Source organism: Flavobacterium sp. DSP2-3-1, assembly GCF_049896865.1.
Lineage (GTDB): Bacteria > Bacteroidota > Bacteroidia > Flavobacteriales > Flavobacteriaceae > Flavobacterium.
In genome coordinates, this window is sequence record NZ_JAFCVD010000013.1 from 55,001 (window position 1) to 70,888 (window position 15,888).

Sequence of the window (15,888 nt, forward strand, 5' to 3'; positions counted from 1 at the left end):
AAAAATGAAGATAAAATTAAAAAAAAAAAATAATTTTCAACAGAATTTAAAAAGAAACGGCTAGTTATTAAAAATATAATTTATAATATTAGCACCCATTTTTAGTGCTTTTTCACGAATTTCAATTGGATCATTGTTGACTTCTTGATCCTCCCAACCGTCACCTAAATCGCATTCGTACGTGTAAAGCAAAACTAATTTGTTTTCTATAAAAATTCCGAAAGCTTGTGGTCGTTTTCCATCATGCTCATGTATTTTGGGTAAGCCATTTGGAAAAGAATACGGTTTTTGAAAAATAGCATGACTGGCAGGAATTTCTACTAAGTTATTGTTTGGGAATATTTTTTTTATTTCTTTTTTTATGTATTGATCCATACCATAATTGTCGTCGATATGGAGAAATCCGCCGCCAAGTAAATAGTTTTTAAGATTACTTACTTCCGCATCATTAAAAACAACATTTCCATGTCCTGTCATGTGAACGTAAGGGTATGAAAATAAATCAGGACTTCCCGGTTCAACAGTTGCTGGCTTGGTTTTTATTCGGGTGTTGATATGAGCATTACAATATTTTATTAAGTTTGGCAGTGATGTCGGATTTGCATACCAGTCGCCACCGCCACTGTATTTCACCAATGCAATCTCTTGTGAAAACAAGGGTGTTGAAAGAATAAACAGAAGATAAAATAGTAGCCTCATAATTGAATTAGTTATTCCTCATTGACAAATACCACACTGTGACAGGCAACTATTGCAGCAGTTTCTGTACGTAATCTTGTGTTCCCCAAAGAAACTGCTGTAAAATTATTTTCTACAGCTAATGCAATTTCTTTTTCGGAAAAATCCCCTTCAGGACCTATTAACAGTGTAATATCTTCGTTTGGTTTCAAAATTGACTTGAGTGTTCTTTTATTCGTTTCTTCACAATGAGCAATCAATTTAACGCCTTCATTTTTAAGTTTTATAAATTCTTTAAAGGTAGTGGCCGGATTCAATTTAGGAAGATATAATTCATTGGATTGCTTCATGGCGGTCAATAGAATTTTATCAAAACGTTCGTTATTAATAACTTTTCGTTCCGAGTGATCACAGATAATTGGTGTGATTTCATGTACACCTATTTCGGTTGCTTTCTCTAAAAACCATTCGTAGCGGTCATTCATTTTAGTTGGCGCAACAGCCAAATGCAACTTAAATTTTGATGGAGTTGCTTTTTCAAATGAAATAATTTTAACCGTGCATTTACTGTCGGAGGCCAAAGTAATTTCAGTTTTAAATAAAAAGCCTAAACCATTGGTAACATATAATAGGTCGGTATCTTTTTTGCGCAATACTTTGATGATATGTTTACTTTCTTCTTTATCAAAAGAAAAAACTTCAGTGAATTCCGTAATAGTTGGATTGTAAAATAATTGCATAATTTATAGTTGTATTCTTGCTTTAGAAACTACAGCGGAAGTTTCAAATGTTTGTGTTAAAAATTTTTGATAACCCACAATCCCAATCATTGCAGCATTATCAGTTGTATATTCAAATTTTGGGATAAAGGTTTTCCAACCGTATTTGCTCTCCGTTTCTTTTAATGTACTTCTAATTCCAGAATTGGCGGAAACGCCACCGCCAATGGCAATTTGTTTTATTCCCGTTTCTTTTACAGCTAATTTTAACTTGTCCATTAAAATTTCAATAATTGTATGTTGAATTGAGGCGCAAATATCATTTAGGTTTTCTTCAACGAAACTTGGATTTTCTAATTTTTTCTTTTGAATAAAATATAAAATAGCTGTTTTTAGGCCCGAAAAACTAAAATCCAAACCGGGAACTTTAGGTTTTGTAAATACAAATGCGTTTGGATTTCCCAGTTGCGCGTATTTATCAATCAAAGGGCCTCCGGGATAAGGAAGACCTAAAATTTTTGCGCTTTTATCAAATGCTTCTCCAACCGCATCATCAGTAGTTTCGCCAATCACCGTCATGTCAAAAAAGTTGTCCACTTTAATAATTTGAGTATGTCCGCCACTTATGGTCAGCGCCAAAAAGGGAAAACAAGGCTTTTCAAAACCATCTTCATCGATAAAATGAGCTAAAACATGGGCTTGCATGTGATTTACGGCGATTAGTGGAATTTGTAGCGCAACAGCCATTGATTTAGCAAAAGAACTTCCCACCAAAAGCGAACCCATAAGTCCTGGACCTTGTGTGAATGCAATTGCGGAGAGTTGTTCTTTTTGTATATTTGCCTTACGCAACGCTGCATCGACTACGGGAACTATATTTTGTTGGTGCGCACGAGAGGCGAGTTCCGGAACCACTCCGCCATATTGACTATGAATGAGCTGGTTTGCTACAACATTTGACAGCACTTTGTCGTTTTGTAGAACGGCAGCAGCAGTATCGTCACAGGAACTTTCGATAGCAAGAATAAAAACCTCAGGATTTTGCATAAAAAGGCACAAATTTTGAATTACATTTGACGGGTCAATTATAGAAAAATTTTTTTTGTCAAAAGCCAAAATTAAAGAATTTTTATCAAAAGCACCCCGTTTCCAGTGGCAAAATCAAATTTTAGAACATTAAACATTAAATAGGTATCAAAAAAGTTATAAAAATAGCGCTGCGCTTGCTACTGGGACTAATCCTGCTTTTGTTGGTACTTGCTATTGCGCTTACCATGCCAGTTGTTCAGACGAAGATTGCACACTACTTCATGAACAGCATCAATAAAGATTTTGGAACTAATATTGCTATTGACGGAGTTGCCGTTTCCGTTTTTGGAGGCGTGAAATTTAAGAAAGTCTTGATTCGTGATCATCACCAAGACACATTAATTTATTCGGAGAGAATTGCTACCACAATTTTAGAAAGTACAAAATTACTTGATGGCGATTTGATTTTTGATGGTTTAGATTTGCATGGATTGCTTTTAGATTTGAAAACGTATAAAAACGAAAAAGAATCTAATCTTGATAAATTCATAAAAGCTTTTGAAACCGGTAAAACTTCCAGTAGAAAATTCTTGTTGAAAGCAAATAATTTGAAAATTTACAATGGACGTTTTATTGTAACGGACCAAAATCGTGAAAATCCAAAAGACTTAGATTTCACGAAACTGAATGCCTCAGTAACTGATTTTTTGATATATGGTCCGGACGTGACTACCAATATAAATAAAATGTCTTTTCTTGACTTTCGCGGATTGTATGTTAAAAATTTGAAATCAAAATTCACCTATTCAAAGAAAAATATAAAGCTTGAAAATCTTGATTTATTGACCAAGGAATCAACGCTGGTTGGAACTGTTTTGTTGAATTATAAAATAGAAGATTTTTCTAATTTTACCGATAAAGTGCTGTTTGATATCCAATTGAATTCGGCTTCTGTAGCATCAAATGATATACGTTATTTTTATAAAGAAATTGGTAAAAACCAACATTTTTATACTAAGGCAAGTATTAAAGGTACATTAAATGACTTGAAATTTAAAAACTTGGAGTTAGTTGATGAACGCAAAACACAAATTAAAGGTGATATTAATTTTAAGAATTTGTTTGCTAAGAAAGGTCAGAAATTCTCGATGTACGCTAAGTTTGATAAGTTAACGTCCAGTTACGAAGATTTGGTAGTTATTCTGCCGAATATTTTGGGAACTAAATTACCTACTTCATTAAAAAAATTAGGAAGATTTTCAGCATCGGGAACTGCGACTGTTTCAACCACTGCCGTAGAAGCTGATTTTTCTATGATTACTGCTCTTGGAAGAGTCACTTCAAATTTAGAGATACAAAACATTAATGAAATTGATAAGGCTTCTTATTTAGGAAATGTAATTCTAGAAAATTTTGACATTGCGACTTTATTAGATCAAAAAGAATTGGGCAGGGTAAGTTTGAATATTGATGTGGACGGAAAAGGTTTTAAACAAAAATATTTAGACACAGCTATTAAAGGAGACATAAGTCAAATAGAGTATAAGAGTTATAATTACACCAATATTGTTGTCGACGGTACGCTTAAAAGTCCTTATTACAAAGGTCAAATTTCTGTAAATGATCCCAATTTGAGTATGATTTTTGACGGTTTATTGGATTTAAGCAAGAAAGACAGTCGTTACGATTTTCATATTAATGTTGAAAATGCCGATTTGAATAAATTGAAACTGATAAAAGATTCCGTTTCCGTATTTAAAGGTGATGTTGTGGTTCAGGCTTCAGGAAATAATATTGAGAATTTTCAAGGAAATGTTTATATCAATAAAACGTCTTATCAAAATGCGAAAGACACTTATAAATTTGATGATTTTGCCATAAATTCAACTTTTGATAATAACAGAATTCGAACTATAACTGTAAATTCCCCAGATATTGTTCAGGGTGAAATTGTGGGTAAATATGAATTTAATCAATTGGAGAATTTGGTTAAGAATTCTCTGGGAAGTCTTTATACCAATTTCAAACCGAGTAAGGTAAAGAAAGGACAGTTTTTGAAATTTAATTTTTCTATTTACAATAAAATTATTGAAATATTTTATCCGGAAATTTCAATCGGTGCCAATACTATAGTCAAAGGAAATATTAACTCCGATAATCAGGAGTTTAAACTCAACTTTAATTCTCCGCAAATCGTAGCTTCCAGCAATACATTTGACAATATCAGAGTTTCGGTTGACAATAAAAACCCACTTTATAATGCTTTTATAGAATTGGATAGCATTAAAACAAAATACTATAAAATACGTGACTTTAGTTTGATTAATGTTACAATGAAAGATACTTTATTCTTTCGATCAGAATTTAAAGGAGGTCCAACCGCACAGGATTATTTTAATCTGAATTTATACCATACTATAAATAAGGATAATAATAACGTGGTAGGAATTAGTAAATCGGAGGTGAAATTCAAGGATTATCTTTGGTTTTTAAATGAAAACGAAACACCGAACAACCAGATTGTTTTTGATAAATCATTTAAGAATTTTGATATTGATAATATCATTTTATCGCATGAAGATCAGTCGATTTCGTTAGATGGAATTTTTAAGGACACAACCATTAAGGATATAAAGCTGAGTTTTAAGGATGTCGATTTAAATCAAATTACGCCTGCCAATAACAAGTTTGTCGTACATGGAAATATAAATGGAGAAGTCAATTTCAAACAAAATAAGGACGTTTATCAACCTACAGCTTCAATAATAATTGATAAGCTTAACGTGAATAAAACCGATTTGGGGACTTTGAATTTTGATATTGAAGGAGATGAAAGCCTGAGAAAGTTTACTATAAACTCGGATTTAGAAAATGAAAATCTTGAATCATTTAATGCTGACGGAAGTTTTGAAATTGTTAACAAAGAAACTATTCTTGATTTGAAACTTAAATTTGACAAATTTAATATTGCCACATTAAACTCGCTTGGTGGAGAAGTATTGTCTAATATTAGAGGGTCTATTTCAGGCAATTCCACCATTGAGGGTAATCTTAAAAAACCAAATATTAACGGGCGACTTTATTTAGACAATGCAGGAATTACCATTCCGTATCTAAATGTTGATTATGAATTAAGTGACAACACTATTATTGATTTAACAGATGAGAAATTTCTATTCAGAAACAATACGTTGACGGATACAAAGTACAGAACAATAGGAAACTTAAACGGTAGTATTGAACACAATAATTTTACGGATTGGAAATTAGATTTAGCGATTAGTTCAAAAAGATTACTAGCGTTAGATACTAAAGATCGTGAAGATGCAGCCTATTATGGCACTGCATTTATTGATGGTAGAGCAACAATCAAAGGTCCAACTAATTCCTTGTTTATAAAAGTAGAGGCAAAATCCGAAAAAGGAACTGCTATTAAAATACCAATTAATAATGCCGAGAGTGTGAGTGATAATATTTTTATTCATTTTGTCACAGCGCAGGAAAAATATAACGTAAAGAATGGTATTGTTGAAAATTCAAGGAATTATAACGGACTGGAATTAGAATTTGATTTTGATATAACGCCGGATGCCGAAGTGGAAGTGATTTTGGATCGAAATACTGGTCACGGAATGAAAGGAAAAGGGTTTGGATCGTTATTGTTTAAAATCAACACTTTAGGAAGATTTAATATGTGGGGGGATTTCCAGGCGTACGAAGGAACTTATAACTTTAAATACGGCGGACTTATTGATAAGAAATTTGAGGTTAAAAAAGGAGGTTCAATCACATGGGAAGGTAACCCTATGAAAGCGCAGCTCAACCTGGAAGCCATATACAAAACATCGGCAAATCCAGCCGTTTTATTAGATAATTCTTCTTTTAATACAAAAGTCCCAGTTGAAGTTGTGATAGGACTTCGAGGCGATTTAACTAGTCCGGAACCTGATTTTAATATTGAATTCCCAACCGTCAGTAATGTATTAAAATCGGAAATTCAATATAAATTAAATGATAAAGATGTTCGTCAAACGCAGGCATTATATTTGCTCTCTTCTGGTGGATTTTTAAGTCCGGAAGGCGTTAGTCAGTCTGATTTTTCAGGAAGTTTATTTGAAACTGCTTCGAGTATTTTAGGTGGAATTATTCAATCAGATGATGAAAAATTTAAAGTAGGACTTAATTTTATTGGTGCTGATAGAAGAATAGGAAAGGAAACTGATGGACGATTTATTGCCACAATTTCGTCAAAAATTAATGAAAGAGTGACTATTAATGGTAAGTTGGGAGTTCCTTTTGGAGGAATAAATGAATCGGCTATTGTGGGCGATGTTGAAGTTTTATATCGAGTGAACGAGGACGGAACACTTAATTTGCGCCTTTTTAACAAAGAAAATGACATTAATTACGTTGGTCAAGGAATTGGATATACGCAAGGTTTAGGGGTTTCCTACGAAGTTGATTTTGAAACTTTTAAAGAGTTTGTCAATAAGATTTTCAAAAATCTTAAATTTGATGATGTTCCCGCTCGTGTTTCTGAAGATCAAGATTCGAATTTATCTCCGGCGTATATTAATTTTTCTAAATCAAAAAAAACAAAGACTGAAAAAATCAAAAAAAATCAGGAAGGATTACCTCCTGAAGAAAACTAGTTACAATACTTATTGTAATTTAGTCTCTATAATTTTATTTACCTGAAGGCATTTAGAAAAACGTTTATTTAGAAAAAAGCTTTGGAATAAATTTTATTCCAAAGCTTTTTTTATTGTGTTGTTTCCTTTTGTTTCTTACCTGATTTAGTATCTGGAAATAATACAGTGAATGCACTTTTTTAACAATTAAAAAACAACCAAATTGTTAATTGTTAAATAAAAGTTGCTTATTTTTTAATTTTGTTAAATAAAACTCAATTTATTTTTGTTTCCCAAAAACTTATCAACGAAAACGTTTGAATTCATATAGTTATACTAATTTATTAAAAACACAGTCTTGAAAGTGGTTAATGTTTGCTAATTTTACACTTTAATACTTAAATAATGCCAAAAACAATAAAAAAAGTTGGTGTTCTGACTTCGGGAGGAGACTCACCGGGAATGAACGCAGCAATTCGATCAGTTGTTCGTACTTGTGCTTATCATAACATAGAATGTATAGGAATTTACAGAGGGTATCAAGGTATGATTGAAGGTGACTTTAAAGAAATGGGACCTCGAAGTGTAAACAACATTGTAAATAAGGGAGGGACGATTTTAAAATCGGCTCGATCTCTAGAGTTTAAAACTCCAGAAGGAAGAAAAAAAGCATACGAAAACCTCACTAAAGCAGGAATTGATGCTTTGGTGGTAATAGGAGGTGATGGTACTTTTACTGGTGGTTTGTTATTCAATACTGAATTTAATTTTCCAGTAATGGGAATCCCGGGAACCATAGACAATGATATTTTTGGAACAAGTCATACTTTAGGGTATGATACCGCATTAAACACTGTAGTAGATGTAATTGATAAAATACGAGATACTGCCAGTTCGCACAACCGATTGTTCTTTGTAGAGGTGATGGGTAGAGATGCCGGTCATATTGCATTGAATGCAGGCATTGGAGCAGGAGCAGAGGAAATCCTAATTCCCGAAGAAAATTTAGGTTTAGAGCGATTATTAGAATCTTTACAAAAAAGTAAGGCTTCTGGGAAATCATCCAGTATAGTAGTGATAGCGGAAGGCGATAAAATAGGTAAAAATGTATTCGAATTGAAAGATTATGTAGAAGCCAATTTGCCTGAATATGACGTGCGGGTTTCGGTTTTAGGGCATATGCAACGTGGTGGTTCACCTTCGTGTTTTGATCGAGTTTTAGCCAGTAGATTAGGTGTAAAAGCCGTTGAGTCGTTGATAGAAGGAAAATCAAATTATATGGTTGGATTGCAAAATGATAAAGTAGCGTTAACGCCTTTGGAACAAGCAATCAAAGGAAAAACGGAAATTGACAGAGAATTATTAAGAGTTTCAGACATTATGTCTACATAAATGGTTAAAGTTTATTGTGAGGAAATTAGACTTTATATTGAGTTAATATAAAATAAACAAAAAAATTAAAGTAAAATGTCAAAAGTAAAATTAGGAATAAACGGCTTTGGTAGAATTGGAAGAATTGTTTTCAGAGAATCTATCAACAGAGATAACGTAGAGGTAGTAGCGATCAACGATTTATTAGATGTAGATCACTTGGCATACTTATTAAAATATGATTCAGTTCACGGACGTTTCAACGGAACCGTAGAAGTAAAAGAAGGACAACTTTTTGTAAACGGAAGAAATATCCGTATTACAGCTGAAAGAAATCCAGCAGATTTAAAATGGAATGAAGTTGATGTTGATGTAGTTGCAGAATGTACTGGTTTCTTTACAACAATCGAAACTGCAAACGAACACATCAAAGGTGGTGCTAAAAAAGTAATTATTTCTGCTCCTTCTGCTGATGCGCCAATGTTTGTAATGGGAGTAAACCATGAAACAGCAAAAGCATCGGATATTGTAGTCTCTAATGCTTCTTGTACAACAAACTGTTTAGCTCCTTTGGCAAAAGTTATTCACGATAATTTTGAAATTGTAGAAGCTTTAATGACTACGGTTCACGCAACAACTTCAACGCAAATGACTACAGATGGTCCTTCTAAAAAGGATTGGAGAGGTGGACGTGCAGCAAACTTAAATATTATTCCATCGTCAACTGGTGCCGCAAAAGCAGTAGGAAAAGTGATACCGTCATTGAACGGAAAATTAACGGGTATGTCAATGCGTGTTCCTACAGCTGACGTTTCTGTAGTCGATTTAACTGTAAAAGTAGCAAAAGAAACTTCTTACGAAGAAATCATGGCAGTTTTGAAAAATGCTTCTGAAACTACAATGAAAGGAATTTTAGGATATACTGAAGATTTAGTTGTATCTCAAGACTTTATTTCTGATTCAAGAACTTCTATTGTTGATGTTCATGCCGGAATTGGTTTGAACTCTACTTTTTTCAAAATCATCTCTTGGTATGATAATGAATATGGTTATTCTAGCAAATTGATTGATTTATCTGTACACATTGCAGGTTTAAAATAATTCTATATATTTACAAATCCCGTTATCTTTGTTTTAACGGGATTTTATTTTTTGTTACTTTTTTCAAATAGATGTTTTCTGTTAAACTCCATTTAAATTTAGTTAACTCCGAAACCAAAAAACCAAAAGAAAATGAGATTAATAGTTGATAGTGGTTCTACAAAAGCTGATTGGATATCAATAGATGACAATGGCAAAGTATTATTCACGACGCAAACTTTAGGGTTAAATCCCGAAGTTCTTGAAGCAGATGAAATTATTGAACGTCTAAATGATCGTTTTGATATTTTACAAAATAAAAAAAATGCAACCCATTTGTTCTTTTATGGTGCCGGTTGTGGTACTGATAAAATGAAAATTACACTTTCACAAGTTTTTCAAACCTATTTTCCCAACGCTATTATTGACGTAAAAGAAGATACGTATGCAGCAGTTTATGCAACAACTCCAAAAGGGGAGAAAGCAATCGTATCTATTTTAGGAACAGGATCAAACTGTAGCTATTTTGATGGTAAAGAGTTGCACCAAAAAGTACAATCTTTAGGTTATATTGCCATGGATGATTGTAGTGGAAATGTTTTTGGAAAAGAATTAATCAGAAAGTATTATTTTAATAAAATGCCAAAAGAACTGGCAGTTCAATTTGAAAAACAATACGATTTAGATCCGGATGCTATTAAAAGTAAATTGTATAAAGAACCAAATCCAAATGCTTATTTGGCAACTTTTGCCAAGTTTTTGATTCAACATAAAGAAACAGAGTTTTGCAGAAAAATTATTTTTAAAGGAATGAAATCTTTTGTAAAAAATTATATCAAACAATACGAAAATTGTAAAGAAGTTCCTGTACATTTTGTAGGTTCCATTGCTTTTTATTTAAAAGAAGAACTACAAGAAACATTTGATAAATACGAATTACAATTAGGGAATGTTTTAAGAAGACCTATTGACGGTTTGATTGCTTATCATATTGCCAATAAATAGTTTTTTAAAGTTACTTTAAATTAAAAATCACTACCAGTTTACTTTGAGCAAGTAATTAGTAGTGATTTTTTTTATGGGAAAAAGTAGCTTACACTTTTAAATTGTAGTGACGAATATTGTTTGCTAAAGAATTGCAATCATAGAAATTTCGACATTTACGTTTTTTGGCAAGCAAGCCACTTGAACAGTTTCTCGCGCTGGAGCAATTGTTTCATTAAAATAAGAACCGTAAACAGTGTTTATTTTGGCAAAATCATTCATGTCCATTATAAAGATTGTTGTTTTTACCACATTATCAAATGTCATTTCAGCTGCTTCAAGTACCGCTTTCATGTTTTGCATCACTTGTTCTGTTTCGGTTTCAATGGTAGCTGTAACTAATTCTCCCGTTGCTGGATTAATAGCAATCTGTCCCGAAGTATAAAGCGTATTTCCAGAAAGAACCGCTTGATTGTATGGTCCTATTGGTGCCGGAGCATTTTCTGTAAAAATTATTTTTTTCATAAATGGAGTTTTTTTTCGAACTAAAAAGGTAGTAAATTATTATTTAATAGTGGAATTAGAATTATCGGTTAATGGTGCTTCTTTTGTCCCATTTGATGTCGCTCAGTACACCAGATTTTATTCCAATGAAGAAACCCCAGTTGGCATTGGTACCAAAAGGAGACCAGTTAAAATCCATTCTCCAGCTTAACAAATCTCTTTCAAAACGAAGCTGTGTGAAAGTTACACCTTTTTGAACAAAATCGTAACCGGTAGAAACTCCCGCTTTCCATTTTGGAGTTATGTCTGCATTAGCTGATATCATAATGGAATTGCCTATTATTTTATTTTCTCTATTGTTGTTCCCATATGTTAATGAATAGGCAAAAGTCATGTCCCACGGTAATTTTGAGTTGAAAAACTCGGAAATTTTATCTTCGCCTTCAGTCTCTTCTTCATCTTCAAACTGGCTTCTTCTGCTGTCGCCTAAGTCAGTATTTGTTCCAAATAAATCATCTTCACGACCACCATTTCGTTGACTTTGAACATTTTTATCTTTTTTAGTGTCGTCTTTTCCTTGGCTTGAAATAGAATAATTTAACGTCATATTAGAACTGGTCATTCTAAAAAGGCTTCCGCCATTATTAATATTAAAAACATTAATTCGGTTTCCGGAATTGTCAATCGCGTACGGATCTAAGGTAGCTCCAAAATTGACATTCATTTTATTATCCAATAATGTTGTCCCACCGCTAAGTCTGATAGGAGAAAACCCAAGAGTAGTGATACCGTCCGCATCCAGATTATAGGAAGTGGAAAGGTTTAAATTATTAAGCAACATGATTTTTTTAGGCTCTATTTTAGTACTGTCCTTATCGGTTACTTTGGCTTCAAAAGTATTACTCAAATCAAAGCCTAACGTATTGGAATTATTTAAACCCGGAGCACCAAAAATTCCATTTTCAAATCGGGAATATTGTTTAATCATCGATCCGCTGGCATCAGCTGAGTAAGTATCATAATATTTCTCGAAACTAGGCGTATATCCATAGGATACAGAAGGCCTCATGACGTGTCTTATTGATTTTATTTTTTTATCATCACCAAAATTAAAAGTTCCATAAATCGTTGTTCCTACGCTAGAGGAAAAGGAATAGGTTCTGAAAGCGTCAAATCCGTTAACGGTTTTATCAACTACTTTGCTTTGGTCAACATCATAACTTCTTTCGATTGTTTTCGTATACCAAATTTCCTCATAATTCATAGATGATGACGCACTGAAATATTTAAATATTTTAAAATTGGTACTTAATGGAATGCTATGTTGGAAACCAACTTTTGCATCTCTGAACATTTGCGGTTTAAAAAATAAAGAATCAGAGGTAACAATGCTGTTTCTTCCGTTTAAATTATATTGTAAGTTGATGTTCTTGAAAAATCCTTTTTTAACCCCGTCTTTCCCAACAAATGGGTAAATCCGGTCAACGCTCAATTGTAAAGTTGGCAAAGTCATGTTGATTTCCTCAGTTTGTGTATTTTGTGAGTGAGTTGCCGTCAGCGACATTCTTACTTGCGGCACGGATGTGAATGTTTTAGAATACGAAACCGATGAGCTTAATGTGTTATTAAGATTTGAACCAATATTCACCTGATTGATAGATTGCTGGAAATATTTACTGCTTCCAAGATTGACAGATGCAGAAAAACTGGAATTTGGATTTGATTTAGAGTCTTTGGAATGAGACCATTGGATGTTATAAATATTTTGTTTTAAATAATCCGGATAACCTCTTTCGCTGGTTATTAAATTTTCAAATCGAACGTTTAGGTTTCCTCTGTACGAATATCGTTTGGCATAACTGGATTCAAAACGCAATCCATAACTTCCATTGGTGTAATAATCGCCCAAAACGGTTAAATCATAATTATCGCTCAGCGCAAAATAGTAACCTAAATTTTGAAGTGAAAATCCTCTGTTGTTGGAATCGTTATAGCTGGGTAATATCAAACCGGAGATGCTGGTTTCTTTACTCATTGGAAAAAAAGCAAACGGTAGAGCTATCGGCGTTGGCACGTTAGCGATAACCATATTAGTTAATCCGGTCACTACTTTTTTACCAGGAATAAATTTTACTTTGTTAGTCTGAAAATAATATTCAGGATTATCTACGTCTTTTGAAGTAGTAAAACGAGCTCCTTTTAAGAAATAAACGGAATCATTTTCTTTTTTGGTGATAGCCGCTTTAATTTTAAATTCTCCTTGATCGGATCTTGAATTCCAAATCAAAGCCTTTTTCGTTTTAAAATTAAAACGAATAGAGTCAGGTTCAATTACATTTGCGCCTTGCTTGAAATTTGGATATTGAGTATATGTGCCTGATGAATCCTTAATGCGTCCGGCATAGACTTCATTTTTTTCATAATCCATGACAATTATCCCAGCCTTGAGTTCAACGTCCTGATAGTATAATTCCGCTTGATTGTAAAGAGTAATAATTTTTTTATTCTGGTCAATTTTAGCATAATCATCTGCTTTGTATCTTACTTTCCCGTCCAGAAATGCTTTTTTAGGTTTAATACTGTCCATTTTTATGGTATCAGTTTCTTTTTCAACCGTTAAAACGGGAGTTTTGACTCTGTTTAAGTTTGGTTTAGCGCTATCTGTTTGACTCTTAGCGGATACAGCAGCCTTTTTTTTTATTATATCTTGAGAATATAATTTACCAGAACCCAGAGAAAGGAAAATTGATAATAAAACGATATTAAATAAGTTTGTATGCAAAGGTTTAAATGCTATTTTTGTAAAATTATGGCCTGTTTTTTGACATGTCAAACTTACATATTATTATTTGTCAAAAATAGTCAAATAAATAATTTTATAGCGGTAGTCTTTTAATTAAATTAACTTATAGCTTTATGCGTAGTACAAGTAAAATTAAAATAATTGTAACTTTTATTTTGATACTCATTTCATTGGCTGGATACAGTCAGTCTAACAACTTTAAGGTAACTTTAGATGCGGGCCACGGCGCACATGATTATGGTGCTGTTTATGAAGGTCGTATAGAAAAGAATATTGCTTTGGCTGTAGTTTTGAAAGTTGGAAAAATACTTGCGGCAACACCACAAATGGAAGTCAATTACACTCGAAAAACAGATGTATTTATAGACTTAATTGAAAGAGCAAATATCGCCAACAGATTTAACGCAAATATTTTTGTTTCTATTCATTGCAATGCCAACAGAAACACTGCTGCGGATGGAACCGAAACCTATGTTATGGGTTTGAGCAAAGTGGCTTCAAACTTAGAAGCGGCCAAAAAAGAGAACTCCGTAATTACCTTGGAGAAAGATTACAAACAAAAATATGAAGGATTTGATCCTAACTCTCCTGAAACAATGATTGGAATGACGCTGATGCAGGAAGAATATCTGGATAACAGTATTTCACTGGCCAGTAAAGTAGAAGATGCTTTTGAAGATTTAGGTAAAAAAATAAGAGGAGGCGGAGTGAAACAAGCGCCATTTATGGTACTTCACAAAGCATATATGCCTAGAGTGCTGATAGAAATGGGTTTTATATCTAATACATTAGAAGGGAATAAATTAAATACAGAAGAAGGCCAAGACGAAATTGCCAAAGCGATTGCCGATGCTGTTATTAGTTATAAAAAAGAATATTATGGCAGTGGCGAAGTGGAGATTTTTGAGGAAAGACCTTCCCAAAAAATTAATGAAAAACCATTACGTGATACTGTTACTCCTGCGAAACCAAAAATGAGTTCTCAATCAGCAGAATCAGCTCAGACTAAAAAGATGGCTGAGAATTCTAAACCTGTTTTCAAAGTGCAACTTTCAGCCAGTAGTAAAAGATTAGAATTACTTCCTAAAAATTTTAATGGACTCAAAAATATCTCTGTATCTTATGAAAATAGAGTTTACAAATACATGTATGGAGAAACCGCTGATTATGATGAAGCAAAAAACCAATTAAAAGAGGCAAAAGAAAAAGGATATAATTCTGCATTTTTGATAGCATTTAAAAATGGGTCGAAAGTCAATATTCAAGACGTTATTAAATAGTAGTAGGACACCCATCGGATATAAAATTAAAAAAACTAATATTTCAAATACTTCTGTAGAATTTAAAACCAAAATCACAACTGCATTTCTACTGTTCTGCTATAGTACTTTATCTAAATCTAATTAAAAATTTACGGTTATTTTTAGATGCAGGTAATAGATGTAAAGAGCCCAGTAACTCGTCTCATTATTTTTTCAAAAAAGAAATTACATTAAAAACCACATTGAAATTAGACAAATATGGAACTAAAGACAATGATTTTAAAGTGGTTTACACCGTAAAATCAGGTGTTGTTACAGAATTAAAAGACAGACCCAAAAAGGCAAATTTTATCGATGCCTATTTATTTGTTTCTGTACATTGTAAATCTATTTTAGTATTAAGTATAAATATGTAAACTTTTTTCAGTAAGAGACATGTTTGTACGCAAAAGCGAGTAGCTTGCACTAGCGGGGGGAATAATAAGTGCCATTTTTCGTCATCTGGAATTCTTATTAAATATTGTGTTAAAGTGAGAATATACAAACCATAAAGAACCGTTAGCCTATGTAATTATAGCCTTAAATAAAGTTTTTTGACCAATAAAAATCATCCGTAATAAAACAGGAAAATCTCTGTTATTAAGTTTTCGGGTGAAGGATAATCTTTATTGTTATCCGATAAGCTACAATAGAGTAAATCCAATTGCCACAGCAATTAGACGAAGACAAAAGCACTGTCTTTAAAATTATTGACAAAATGCTCACTACTAAAAAATTTAAAGACTTCTTTAATAAAAATGTAGCGATGTTATAAAACTAAAAAAACA

General features: G+C 32.8%; 11 protein-coding genes. 6 read left to right on the forward strand and 5 right to left on the reverse strand.

The genetic code is table 11. The annotated features are described in order from the left end of the window. Window positions 1–60 precede the first annotated feature (60 nt). Genes ACP7AT_RS14420 through tsaD form a run of 3 tightly spaced genes read right to left on the reverse strand, consistent with a single transcriptional unit; the run spans window position 61 to window position 2,444 of the window. Complete coding sequence (locus ACP7AT_RS14420; RefSeq protein WP_426065098.1) at window positions 61–699, reverse strand: DUF4159 domain-containing protein; 639 nt, start codon at window positions 697–699, stop codon at window positions 61–63. Window positions 700–710: 11 nt separating this feature from the next. Further along, window positions 711–1,418 (reverse strand): 16S rRNA (uracil(1498)-N(3))-methyltransferase, encoded by a 708-nt coding sequence (locus tag ACP7AT_RS14425; protein WP_426065099.1) that lies wholly within the window; start codon window positions 1,416–1,418, stop codon window positions 711–713. A gap of 3 nt (window positions 1,419–1,421) precedes the next feature. Continuing rightward, complete coding sequence (gene tsaD, locus ACP7AT_RS14430) at window positions 1,422–2,444, reverse strand: tRNA (adenosine(37)-N6)-threonylcarbamoyltransferase complex transferase subunit TsaD (RefSeq protein ID WP_426065100.1); 1,023 nt, start codon at window positions 2,442–2,444, stop codon at window positions 1,422–1,424. A 227-nt stretch (window positions 2,445–2,671) separates the two neighbouring features. Here tsaD and ACP7AT_RS14435 point away from each other — a divergent pair, with 227 nt between their 5' ends. From ACP7AT_RS14435 to ACP7AT_RS14450, 4 genes are all read left to right on the forward strand, one after another. Continuing rightward, on the forward strand, window positions 2,672–7,078 hold the full coding sequence (locus tag ACP7AT_RS14435; protein WP_426065124.1) for a translocation/assembly module TamB domain-containing protein: 4,407 nt from the start codon (window positions 2,672–2,674) through the stop codon (window positions 7,076–7,078). Between the two features lie 384 nt (window positions 7,079–7,462). Continuing rightward, a complete protein-coding gene (gene pfkA / locus ACP7AT_RS14440; RefSeq protein WP_426065101.1) occupies window positions 7,463–8,449 on the forward strand; it encodes a 6-phosphofructokinase in 987 nt (328 codons plus the stop codon). A 75-nt stretch (window positions 8,450–8,524) separates the two neighbouring features. Continuing rightward, on the forward strand, window positions 8,525–9,529 hold the full coding sequence (gap, locus tag ACP7AT_RS14445) for a type I glyceraldehyde-3-phosphate dehydrogenase (RefSeq protein WP_426065102.1): 1,005 nt from the start codon (window positions 8,525–8,527) through the stop codon (window positions 9,527–9,529). A 132-nt stretch (window positions 9,530–9,661) separates the two neighbouring features. Beyond that, window positions 9,662–10,513: an N-acetylglucosamine kinase gene (locus tag ACP7AT_RS14450; RefSeq protein ID WP_426065103.1), complete on the forward strand. Its 852-nt coding sequence runs from the start codon at window positions 9,662–9,664 to the stop codon at window positions 10,511–10,513. A 123-nt stretch (window positions 10,514–10,636) separates the two neighbouring features. Here ACP7AT_RS14450 and ACP7AT_RS14455 read toward each other — a convergent pair whose 3' ends face one another. Next, window positions 10,637–11,017 (reverse strand): RidA family protein, encoded by a 381-nt coding sequence (locus ACP7AT_RS14455; RefSeq protein WP_426065104.1) that lies wholly within the window; start codon window positions 11,015–11,017, stop codon window positions 10,637–10,639. 61 nt (window positions 11,018–11,078) lie between these two features. Further along, on the reverse strand, window positions 11,079–13,829 hold the full coding sequence (locus ACP7AT_RS14460) for a putative LPS assembly protein LptD (RefSeq protein WP_426065105.1): 2,751 nt from the start codon (window positions 13,827–13,829) through the stop codon (window positions 11,079–11,081). 83 nt (window positions 13,830–13,912) lie between these two features. Here ACP7AT_RS14460 and ACP7AT_RS14465 point away from each other — a divergent pair, with 83 nt between their 5' ends. Together ACP7AT_RS14465 and ACP7AT_RS14470 are read left to right on the forward strand one after the other, a co-directional pair. Further along, the gene (locus tag ACP7AT_RS14465; protein ID WP_426065106.1) at window positions 13,913–15,079 is read left to right on the forward strand and encodes an N-acetylmuramoyl-L-alanine amidase family protein; all 1,167 of its coding nucleotides are present in this window, start codon (window positions 13,913–13,915) and stop codon (window positions 15,077–15,079) included. A gap of 122 nt (window positions 15,080–15,201) precedes the next feature. After that, on the forward strand, window positions 15,202–15,477 hold the full coding sequence (locus ACP7AT_RS14470; protein WP_426065125.1) for an N-acetylmuramoyl-L-alanine amidase: 276 nt from the start codon (window positions 15,202–15,204) through the stop codon (window positions 15,475–15,477). The last annotated feature ends 411 nt before the right edge of the window (window positions 15,478–15,888 follow it).

Excerpts from the sequence above, each read along its gene's own strand:
- ACP7AT_RS14420 (WP_426065098.1), bottom strand. The coding sequence starts at position 699 with ATGAGGCTACTATTTTATCTTCTGTTTATTCTTTCAACACCCTTGTTT.
- ACP7AT_RS14425 (WP_426065099.1), bottom strand. The coding sequence starts at position 1,418 with ATGCAATTATTTTACAATCCAACTATTACGGAATTCACTGAAGTTTTT.
- tsaD (WP_426065100.1), bottom strand. The coding sequence starts at position 2,444 with ATGCAAAATCCTGAGGTTTTTATTCTTGCTATCGAAAGTTCCTGTGAC.
- ACP7AT_RS14435 (WP_426065124.1), top strand. The coding sequence starts at position 2,672 with ATGCCAGTTGTTCAGACGAAGATTGCACACTACTTCATGAACAGCATC.
- pfkA (WP_426065101.1), top strand. The coding sequence starts at position 7,463 with ATGCCAAAAACAATAAAAAAAGTTGGTGTTCTGACTTCGGGAGGAGAC.
- gap (WP_426065102.1), top strand. The coding sequence starts at position 8,525 with ATGTCAAAAGTAAAATTAGGAATAAACGGCTTTGGTAGAATTGGAAGA.
- ACP7AT_RS14450 (WP_426065103.1), top strand. The coding sequence starts at position 9,662 with ATGAGATTAATAGTTGATAGTGGTTCTACAAAAGCTGATTGGATATCA.
- ACP7AT_RS14455 (WP_426065104.1), bottom strand. The coding sequence starts at position 11,017 with ATGAAAAAAATAATTTTTACAGAAAATGCTCCGGCACCAATAGGACCA.
- ACP7AT_RS14465 (WP_426065106.1), top strand. The coding sequence starts at position 13,913 with ATGCGTAGTACAAGTAAAATTAAAATAATTGTAACTTTTATTTTGATA.